The organism is Streptomyces sp. NEAU-174, from assembly GCF_052665095.1.
This window is the reverse complement of the sequence record NZ_JBQTCE010000003.1, coordinates 859,299-865,877: the sequence shown is the minus strand read 5'-3', so window position 1 is coordinate 865,877 and position 6,579 is coordinate 859,299. Positions and strand designations below refer to the sequence as shown.

General features: G+C 73.1%; 6 protein-coding genes. 1 reads left to right on the top strand and 5 read right to left on the bottom strand.

Annotation, left to right across the window (positions count from 1 at the left end):
• Positions 1-56 precede the first annotated feature (56 nt).
• Complete coding sequence (locus tag ACT2CW_RS13255; protein ID WP_445516656.1) at positions 57-287, top strand: e9imm peptide; 231 nt, start codon at positions 57-59, stop codon at positions 285-287.
• Between the two features lie 9 nt (positions 288-296).
• On the opposite strand, the gene ACT2CW_RS13250 is transcribed toward ACT2CW_RS13255, so the two are convergent.
• The 5 genes from ACT2CW_RS13250 to ACT2CW_RS13230 all read right to left on the bottom strand — a co-directional run bounded on the left by ACT2CW_RS13250 (position 297) and on the right by ACT2CW_RS13230 (position 6,563).
• Positions 297-1,228, bottom strand: a protein-coding gene (locus ACT2CW_RS13250) for an IS5 family transposase (RefSeq protein ID WP_445516655.1) whose coding sequence is annotated in 2 segments (ribosomal slippage) — positions 297-848 and positions 851-1,228 — 930 coding nt in all. Because the reading frame shifts where the segments join, the coding sequence is not laid out codon by codon here.
• 404 nt (positions 1,229-1,632) lie between these two features.
• Positions 1,633-3,519, bottom strand: coding sequence for a gamma-glutamyltransferase family protein (locus ACT2CW_RS13245; protein WP_445516654.1), 1,887 nt, complete (start codon positions 3,517-3,519; stop codon positions 1,633-1,635).
• Between the two features lie 76 nt (positions 3,520-3,595).
• On the bottom strand, positions 3,596-4,624 hold the full coding sequence (locus ACT2CW_RS13240) for an ABC transporter ATP-binding protein (RefSeq protein WP_445516653.1): 1,029 nt from the start codon (positions 4,622-4,624) through the stop codon (positions 3,596-3,598).
• A complete protein-coding gene (locus ACT2CW_RS13235; protein WP_445516652.1) occupies positions 4,621-5,751 on the bottom strand; it encodes an ABC transporter ATP-binding protein in 1,131 nt (376 codons plus the stop codon). The genes ACT2CW_RS13240 and ACT2CW_RS13235 overlap by 4 nt, the downstream gene beginning before the upstream one ends.
• Positions 5,748-6,563 carry an ABC transporter permease gene (locus tag ACT2CW_RS13230; protein ID WP_445516681.1) on the bottom strand — a complete coding sequence of 272 codons (816 nt, stop codon included), beginning with the start codon at positions 6,561-6,563 and terminating at the stop codon, positions 5,748-5,750. Before ACT2CW_RS13230 ends, ACT2CW_RS13235 begins: the two co-directional genes overlap by 4 nt.
• Positions 6,564-6,579 lie beyond the last annotated feature (16 nt).

Genomic DNA, 6,579 nt, shown 5'->3' with positions numbered 1-6,579 from the left:
TAGGAGCTGTCCGGGCGATCACGCGTCCCGCTAGGGTGACCCGGTGGAGGGACTTGATGAGTGCTGTGGAGATGAGTCGCGTGGAGGCGGTCGCGCTCGTGCAGCGGATCATGCAAGCGGACTACGCCTCGGACGACGAGGTGGACGGCTGGCTGGATCGGCTCGACAGAGCGCTGGCATGCCCGTCCGGTCATGTCAGCGGCTTGATCTTCTGGCCACGGGAGCCGGAGCTTTCTGCTGATGAAGTAGTCGATCAGGCCCTGGCGTATCGGCCGATCGCTTTGTGAGGTCGCTGGTCAACTCCGAAGCCAGATAAGCAGAGCCGCGCTGGTTGTAGTGCCGAGGAAGACGTAGCCGCGCTTGTCATAGCGGGTGGCCACGGCTCGGTACTGCTTCAGTCTGTTGATCGCTCGTTCGACGGTGTTGCGCTTCTTGTAGCGCTCTTCGTCGAAACCGGGTGGCCGTCCGCCATGTGAGCCTTTGCCCAGGCGGGCGGACCGGCTGTCGGTCTTCTCCGGGATCGTGTGCCGGATGCCTCGGCGCCGCAGGTATGCGCGGCACGGGCCGTTGCTGTATCCCTTGTCGGCCGCAATGCTGTCGGGCTTCGTGCGGGGCCGGCCCGGACCGACCCGCGGAACGCGGATCTTTGCCAGCACCGTCTGGAACTGGGTGCAGTCCGCCCGTTGCCCCGGCGTGATGAACAGGGACAATGGACGGCACCGGCCGTCGGCGCTCAGGTGGAGTTTGCTGGTGAACCCGCCCCGCGAGCGGCCCAGTCCCTCACCTCCTGCACCACCTCCGCCAGCCGGGCGAGCAGGCTCTGCCACGGCGTTTCGCCCTGGTGTTCTGCCGTCTCGGCCCCCTTTGATGCAAGTGTCGGCGGCGGTTCGGTCCGGGCACCGGCCGCGTGCTGGTGGGCCCGCACGATGGTGGAGTCCACCGAAATGTCCCAGTCGATCTCGCCCGCGGCATCGGCAGCGGCCTGGACCTGTTGCAGCAGGCGCTCCCACGTGCCGTCGGCCGACCACAGCCGGTGGCGTTCATAGACGGTCTTCCACGGCCCGAAACGCTCGGGAAGATCCCGCCAGTGCACCCCGGTCCGCACCCGGTGCAGAATCCCGTCGATCACCTGCCGGTGATCCCGCCACCGGCCACAACGCCTATTGCTCACCGGCAGGAACGGCCGCAACCGTTCCCACTCCGCATCCGTCAGATCACCCCGCCCCATGCACACAACAACGACTCAGGCACAGGGCAGTCACATGATCGCCCGGACAGCTCCTAAGCGCTCCGCGGGAAGTGCCCTGACCTGTCGTCGATCGTCTGCGGCGCCGTCGTGGCTGGTCCCACGCGGCGGAGCCGCATATCGACACAGCCCCGCGCCCCTTCGGGGCGCACCCGAACCGCACCGGACTTCAATGAGGCCGCTTAGCGACCACGCCGTTCGGCGGGCCCGGACCCCGGGGGTGGTCGTGGTCGGGACGTCGGCGTGGCGGATGACTGGGCGGCGGGCTATGCCCCTCCCCGCCCTTCCAGCGGCATCGATATGCGGCTCCGCCCCTGGGCGCCGGGGGCTGGGGCGGAGCCCCAGTTGTGGGAAGGGGCGGGGAGGGGAGTAGCCCGCCGCAGGCGTCAGCGCCCCACCGCGTAGCCCTGCGCGCCGCGCGGGTTGGCGGCGGCGAGCAGGACGCCCGTCTCCGGGTCGCGGGCGACCGCGCACAGGCGGCCCTCCGACCAGGGGTCGCCGACCACGACGTCGTGGCCTCGGCGGCGGAGTTCCGCAAGGGCGGGCTCGCCGACGCGGGACTCGACGACCACCCGGCCCGCCGTCATCGCCCGGGGGTGGAAGGAGCCGGGGAAGGACTCCTGGTGCCAGTTGGGGGCGTCGATGGCGCCCTGGAGATCCAGGCCGGAGCGCACCGGCGCCCGTAGCGCCACGCCGAGGAAGAAGTGGGTGCTCCACTGGTCCTGCTGGTCGCCGCCGGGAGTGCCGAAGGCCATGACGGGGGTGTCGTCGCGCAGCGCGAGCGAGGGGGTGAGCGTGGTGCGCGGACGGCGGCCGGGGGTGAGGGAGTTGGGCAGGCCGGGGTCGAGCCAGGTCATCTGGAGCCGGGTGCCGAGCGGGAAACCCAGCGCGGGGATGACGGGGTTGGACTGGAGCCAGCCGCCGCTGGGCGTGGCCGCGACCATGTTGCCCCAGCGGTCCACCACGTCGAGGTGGCAGGTGTCGCCCCGGGTCACCCCGTCCCGGTCGACGACGGGTTCGCCATGAGCCGGTCCGCCCAGCCCCAGGCCCAGGTCCCCGCCGCCGACCGTTGGTTCCCCGCCGCCGACCGTCGGCTCGCCGCCGCCCGGCCCGGCGGCCGGTCCGGCCGCCCCGGACGCGGCGCGCGCCACCGCGGCCAGCGCCTGCTTGCTCAGCCGTGGCGTACGGCCCCCGGGGTGCCCGGGGCGCAGCTCGTACGAGGCCCGTTCGCCGATCAGCGCCCGCCGCTCGTCGTTGTACGGACGCGAGAGCAGCTCCGTCAGCGGCACGTCGGCGGCGTCCCCGTACCACGCCTCGCGGTCGGCCATGGCCAGCTTGCCGCCCTCGATCAGGAGGTGCAGGAAGTCGGGCGTGCCCAGGTCGGCCTCGCTCAGCCCGTACGGCAGCAGGGCGAGTTGCTGGAGCAGCACCGGCCCCTGGCTCCAGGGCCCGGCCTTGCACACGGTCCAGCCGTTCCAGAAGTGGCGGACCGGCGGCTCGTACGTGGCCTCGAAGGCGGCCAGGTCGTCCCCGGTCATGGTCCCGGCGTTACGGTGCCCGGACGAGTCCATCGCGGGCCGGGCCGCCGCGTCCGCCAGCTCCTCCGCGATGAAGCCCTCGCGCCAGACCCGGCGGGCCGCCTCGATCTGGGTCTCGCGCCCCGGCCCCGCCCCCTCCGCCTCGGTGACCAGCCGCCGCCAGGTGGCGGCCAGCGCGGGGTTGGTGAGCAGCCGTCCGGCGGCGGGGGACTTCCCGTCCGGCAGATACAGCTCGGCCGAGGTGGTCCACTCGGTCTCGAACAGCTCCCGCACCGTCTCGACCGTCTCCCCGATCCGCTCGACCGCCGGATGGCCGTGTTCGGCGTAGCCGATCGCGTACCGCAGCACCTCCGCGAGCCGCTTCGTCCCGTGGTCGCGCAGCAGCACCATCCAGGCGTCGAACGCACCGGGCACCGCCGCCGCGAGCGGGCCGGTGCCGGGGACGAGGTCGAGGCCGAGCGCGGTGTAGTGGTCGATGGTGGCCCCGGCGGGGGCCGGGCCCTGGCCGCACAGCACGGTGGGTTCGCCGCCCGCCGGGGCGAGGATGATCGGCACCTCACCGGCGGGCCCGTTCAGATGCGGCTCGACCACATGCAGGACGAACCCGGCGGCCACGGCCGCGTCGAAGGCGTTGCCGCCGTCCTCCAGGACGGCCATGGCGGACTGCGAGGCCAGCCAGTGGGTGGAGGACACCATGCCATGGGTGCCCTGAAGGGTGGGCCGGGTGGTGAACATGTCGGCAGGCTCCTGGTCTCGTGCGGGTGCGGGTGCGGGTGCGGGTGCGGACGGCGGGTGCGGACGTGCGGGGCAGTCAGACGGCAGAGGCGTCGGGCGCGGTGCCATCGTCCGCCACCAGATGGCACGCGACCTGGCGGCGGCCGCCGCCCTCCGCGAGCCGCCGCGGCACGGGCGGCTCGGTGCGGCAGCGGTCGACGGCGAGCGGACAGCGGGTGTGGAAGCGGCAGCCGCTCGGCGGATCCAGCGGGCTGGGCAGCTCCCCGCTGAGCACGATCCGGGCGCGCGACCGCTGCGCGGCCGGGTTCGGCACCGGGGCCGCGGACAGCAGGGCCTGGGTGTACGGATGCTTGGGGTCGGCGAACAGCTCGGCGGCCGGGGCCTGTTCCACCAGCTGCCCCAGGTACATCACGGCGATCCGGTCGGCGAGGTACTCGACGGCGGCCAGGTCATGGGTGATGAACAGACAGCCGAACCGCCGCTCCCGCTGGAGGTCCACCAGCAGATTGAGCACGGACGCCTGGACGGAGACGTCCAGCGCCGACGTCGGCTCGTCGGCCACCAGCAGCTGGGGGTCGACCGACAGCGCGCGGGCGATGGAGACCCGCTGCCGCTGTCCGCCGGAGAGTTCATGGGGCCGCCGCCCCGCCAGTTCGGGCCGCAGCCCCACCTGGGCCAGCAGCGCGGCGACCCGGTCGCGCAGGGCGTCGCCGGAGGCCAGGCGGTGCAGCCGCAGCGGCTGGCCGACGATGGCGCCCACGGTCATCCGCGGGTCGAGCGAGGAGGACGGGTCCTGGAAGACCAGATGGAAGTCCTTGCGCAGCGGACGCAGCGCCCGCTTCGAAAGACGGGTCACATCGCGGCCGTTGATCGTCACCTGGCCCGCGGTCGGCCGGTCCAGCCGTACGGCGCACCGTCCGACCGTCGACTTTCCGCTGCCGGACTCCCCGACCAGGCCGACGATCTCGCCCCGGCCGATGCTGAGGCTGACCCCGTCCACCGCCCTGACGGTGCCGGCGGGGCCGGAGAAGTGGCGGACCAGGCCGCTGATGTCGAGCACGGCGTCATCCCGCGACGCCTCCGCGGGCGCGACGGCGGCGGTCATGAGGCGGCCTCCTGTCCGGGGTATTCGGGGTGTTCAGGGCGTTCGGCGTGTTCAAGGCGTTCAGGGTGCACCGGCACCGGATACCAGCACGCGGCCTCATGCGGCTCGGATTGCTCGGAGCGCCCGTACCGTTCATCCCGCTCGCGCGGCCCTCGCGGCCCCCGCAGCCCCCGCAGTACGGGCCTCTGCTCCCCGCACCGCTCGTCCGCGTAGGAGCAGCGGGGCTGGAAGGTGCAGCGGTCGGGCTGTTCGGTGAGGCTCGGCACCAGTCCGGGGATCTCCTGGAGCCGCGCCCGCCCGCCCTCCGCCTGCCGCCGGCCGGGCACCGGCACCGCGCCGAGCAGCCCGCGGGTGTACGGATGGCGGGGCGCGCCGAACAACTCGTCCACCGGGGCCTGTTCGACGCCCCGGCCCGCGTACATCACCAGCACCCGGTCGGCGATGTCGGCGACCACGCCCAGATCGTGGGTGATCAGCACGATCGCGGTGCCGAGCCGCTCCCGCAGGGATTGCAGCACTTCCAGGATGCCCGCCTGCACGGTGACGTCCAGCGCGGTGGTGGGCTCGTCGGCGATGAGCACGGCGGGGTCGCAGGCGATCGCGATGGCGATCATCACCCGCTGCCGCATTCCGCCGCTGAGCTGGTGCGGATAGTCGCGGGCCCGCTGGGCGGGGGCGGGGATGCCGACGAGGTCGAGCAGGTCCACGGCCCGCTCGCGCGCCTCCCGGCGGCCGATCCCCTGATGGCGCCGGAGGACCTCGCCGACCTGGCGGCCGATGGTGAGCACCGGGTTCAGCGAGGTCATCGGCTCCTGGAAGATCATCGCGATCTCCCGGCCGCGGACGTCCCGCAGTTCGCTCTCGTCGGCCCCCACCAGCTCCCGTCCGCCCAGCCGGATGGAGCCGCCGACGCTCGCCGTGGGCGGCAGCAGCCCCATGACGGCGGTGGAGGTCACGGACTTGCCGCAGCCGGACTCGCCGACCACGGCCAACACCTCACCGGCGGCGATGTCGTACGACAGCCCGTCCACCGCGTGGACCACGCGGGTCGGGGTGCGGAAGACCACGGACAGGTCCCGCACACTCAGGGCGGGGGGCGCGGTGGACGGCGCGGTGGACGTGGTCATCGGCTGTCTCCCTGGGGGTCGAGAATGTCGCGCAGCCCGTCCCCGAGCAGATTGAACGCGAGCGTCGCGGTGATGATCGCGAGGCCCGGGAAGACCGCCATCCAGGGCGCGGCGGCGATGTACGCCTGGGCGCTGGAGAGCATCACCCCGAGCGAGGGGGACGGCGGCTGGACGCCGAGGCCGAGGAAGCTCAGCAGCGCCTCACCGATGATCGCGGTGGGGATGCCCACGGTGGCCTGGACGGTCAGCGCGGACAGGGCGCCGGGCAGGATGTGGCGGAAGAGCACGGTGCCGTCCCCGCCGCCGTTTGCCACGGCCGCCGCCACATAGTCCAGGTGTTTGAGCCGCAGCGTCTCCGCCCGGGTGATCCGGATGACGGCCGGGATCTGCGAGACGCCGACCGCGATCGTGGCGTTCAGCAGGGACGGCCCGAGAATGGTGGCAAGGCCCACCGCCAGCACCAGGAACGGGAAGGCGAGCAGGGTGTCGGTGAGCCGGGAGACCACCGAGTCGGCGAACCGCCCGTAGTAGCCCGCGATCAGCCCGAGCGGCACCCCGGCCGCGAAGGCCAGCGCCACCGCGAGCAGCCCGATCTGGAGCGAGGCCCGCACCCCGTACACGACCCGGGAGAGCTGATCGCGGCCCAGGTCGTCGGTGCCCAGCCAGTGGGCCCAGCCCGGCGGCCGGAGGGCGGCGGTGAAGTCGGGGCGGGCCGGGTCGTACGGCGCGATGAGCGGTGCGCACACGGCGATCAGCACCAGGAGCGCGGCGGCCACGGCCCCGGTGAGGGCCAGCTTGTTACGGGTCAGCAGCCGGAGCCGGGACAGC

Bases quoted from the DNA above. Each gene is read 5' to 3' on its own strand.
- ACT2CW_RS13255 (WP_445516656.1), top strand. From the start codon at position 57: ATGAGTGCTGTGGAGATGAGTCGCGTGGAGGCGGTCGCGCTCGTGCAG.
- ACT2CW_RS13245 (WP_445516654.1), bottom strand. From the start codon at position 3,519: ATGTTCACCACCCGGCCCACCCTTCAGGGCACCCATGGCATGGTGTCC.
- ACT2CW_RS13240 (WP_445516653.1), bottom strand. From the start codon at position 4,624: ATGACCGCCGCCGTCGCGCCCGCGGAGGCGTCGCGGGATGACGCCGTG.
- ACT2CW_RS13235 (WP_445516652.1), bottom strand. From the start codon at position 5,751: ATGACCACGTCCACCGCGCCGTCCACCGCGCCCCCCGCCCTGAGTGTG.